Source organism: Spirosoma arboris (genome assembly GCF_009754945.1).
GTDB lineage: Bacteria > Bacteroidota > Bacteroidia > Cytophagales > Spirosomataceae > Spirosoma > Spirosoma arboris.
Window position 1 is genome coordinate 1 of record NZ_WPIN01000046.1, and the last position, 1,931, is coordinate 1,931.

At 48.2% G+C, this 1,931-nt stretch carries 3 protein-coding genes; all 3 read right to left on the reverse strand.

Annotated features, from left to right (window positions below; translation table 11 throughout):
- Positions 1 to 153: 153 nt before the first annotated feature.
- Entirely contained in the window at positions 154 to 321 is a 168-nt protein-coding gene (locus tag GO755_RS41725) for a hypothetical protein (RefSeq protein ID WP_157591152.1), read from the reverse strand.
- 63 nt (positions 322 to 384) lie between these two features.
- On the reverse strand, positions 385 to 588 hold the full coding sequence (locus GO755_RS40550) for a hypothetical protein (RefSeq protein ID WP_157591153.1): 204 nt from the start codon (positions 586 to 588) through the stop codon (positions 385 to 387).
- A gap of 298 nt (positions 589 to 886) precedes the next feature.
- On the reverse strand, positions 887 to 1,931 hold a 1,045-nt coding region (locus GO755_RS40555), incomplete at its 5' end, for a sensor histidine kinase (RefSeq protein ID WP_157591154.1).

Genomic DNA, 1,931 nt, shown 5'->3' on the forward strand with positions numbered 1-1,931 from the left:
CCCTGGTTATAGCATGCAAATGGATTTCATAAAACAGAATTAGGGCAGGCCACTTCAGATTGAGGTGGCCTGACTTGTTAGGCGTCTAAGCGACTCGATTTTCTTATGGGTATGTACACAAGCCTAGCCATTCTTGAAGGAGTGACCCCTTAATTAAGGCAAGTGCTGATTATGACGGTATAGCCAGATGAGCATGGCTATATAGAGAATAACCACCACCATAAAGGCCGCGATGATAAAAGGAGGGTATTCTTTGAGTGGTTTCACGGTACAAGGGCTCAACCAGTTGGGTGTAACATCAAGTATTTTTTTTCGATCCAAACGATAGTAGGTTGGCTAAGCCCAATGGACGAGCACCAAGTCGATTATAAGAGCCATAAAGTATTAAAAACGCGGCATCAACCTCATCCATTTAGCGAGCAACACCATCGCGATCAGTACTGAGACCAGCATATAAAGCCGGTTCGATTTATGAAGTATGGCTAGGGTACTGACTAGAATCACGGTTGGTATAATGACAAAGATAACCAGTAGGCCCGTTCCCAGTAGTCCTACTAGCTTATATAGTCGGTTGACTGGCTGCTTCATGGGTTGATTGCTGTTGCCCAGTTACTAACCTACGAGTAATTGAGGAAAATAGCAAATAAGCCCAACAGGTCTCTAGAAGGTGCTTTCAGTGTAGCAAATGCAGGCATAAACAACTCTTTTTAAGTTTAGTGAGTACTGATGACTGTTAGCAGAACAGTATTTCTAAGCCCTAAAACCTATTTGCCTAGCTTATCCAGTAGGACTACTCATCATCGGGGGTATACCCGACTCTACTCCCTTAGATATACCCTCATTAGCCGTTTTACCAATTGTCATTCGGTAGCCCATCCTTCGCTTTTTAGGCCGGTAAGTATACACTGAAGATCGCCCCTTGCCCCACTTGACTGCACGCCGTAATAGCGCCCCCATGATTGATCACTATTTTTTCACAGATGGCTAACCCAATACCTGTACCCGTAAATTCGCTTCGGCCATGCAACCGCTGAAAGACCTGAAAGATGCGATCCAGGTATTTCTCATCAAAGCCAATCCCATTGTCGGCTACCTCAATATGATGATAAGATTTAGCCACCATAGTGGGCTTTACCGAAGCCGGTAACTTAGTAGCCTCTATAAGCTGGGCACGGATATGGATTTGGGGTGGGAGCGCAACGCCAGACTCATCCACCCGGCGAAACTTCAGGGCATTACTGAGTAAATTCTGAAACAGTTGCTCTAACTGCGATCGGTCACCCTGAATATCCGGTAAGGTCTCCACTAAAACAAGGGCATCCGTTTCCTGGATGCGCAGCTCTAAATCGGTCAGGATAGTAGTCACTACTTGTGTCAAAGACACTGGGGTTCTTGCCTCCTGTTGAGTTGTGATGCGGGAGAAGGTCAACAGGTCTTTAATGAGTACGGACATGCGACTGGCCGCCGCCTGCATGCGCTCCAGATAGGTAATGCCTTCGCCCAACTGAGGTCCGTACTGGTCTTTTAGCAAGTAGCCAAACGAGAGAATCTTGCGCAGGGGCTCCTGCAAGTCATGACTGGCCACGTAAGCAAACTGTTGCAGATTCTGATTGGAGCGGTTCAGTTCGGCATTGGCCTGGGCTAATTCGGCCGTCTGCCGCAGGAGCCGACTGGCATTCTGAACCTGTTGGGTGGTTTCATGAACAATCGCCAGCACACCTCTGACCTGGTTGGTTTCGTCCAGAATAGGGCTGTAACTAAAGGTCCAGTACACTTCCTGGAGCTGGCCATTGCGGTAAATAGGAATGAATTGATCCTGACTCCAGGTAGCTTCTCGGGTGGTTCGTACCTGCTCGATTAACGGCTGGATGACCGACCAGGCTTCGGGCCAGCAGTCGGCCCCAGGCTGTCCTAAGGCGGTGGGATGTTTG